The following is a 576-nucleotide window of genomic DNA, read 5'->3' on the forward strand; positions in this document are numbered from 1 at the left end:
GGACCTCTACATCTTGGATTTCGAGACTGGCGACGAACTCCATGTTGTAGAGGGCTTCACCGACGACCACCCCCGCGGAATCGATTTCGGCGACAACTCCACTGTGTATGTTAGTGACCGTGATGTCGGCGAGGTGCTCGTCTACGACCTCGATTCTGAAGAATCGAGTGTGTTCGCTGAGATGCCCGAACCCGACACGCTCGCTGCCCATGAGTCAAGGGTGTATGTCTTCTCGTATGCGGATACGGACGATTACCCGATCCATGCGTACGATTCCGACGGTGAACACCTCTGGACTCGTGATGCACACGCGTCTGGTGCCAGCCAGGTTACTGCACTACCTGCCGACTACGGCCTTGCGGTGCCGGCTTACGATGACACCATCACCACAGTATCGTCGAGCGGCCGGTCAACTACGTCGCTTAACACCTCCCACGGCCTCCGGGAACTCGTAATGCCGTCGATGTTCCACGGTGTTGACGACTACATGCCAAGCACCCTGATGTACGATGCGATCCGGGGCGAGGAGGTGACTTTCAGCTACGGTACGATGGAGATCATCGAAATGACCGACTC

At 56.9% G+C, this 576-nt stretch carries 1 protein-coding gene; it reads left to right on the forward strand.

Going from position 1 to position 576, the window contains the following annotated elements; translation table 11 throughout:
* Positions 1 to 576, forward strand: a 576-nt coding sequence (locus tag C482_RS21445) for an NHL repeat-containing protein (RefSeq protein ID WP_006165778.1), incomplete at both ends; no start/stop codon positions are given.

Origin of the sequence: Natrialba chahannaoensis JCM 10990, from assembly GCF_000337135.1 — an archaeon.
Lineage (GTDB): Archaea > Halobacteriota > Halobacteria > Halobacteriales > Natrialbaceae > Natrialba > Natrialba chahannaoensis.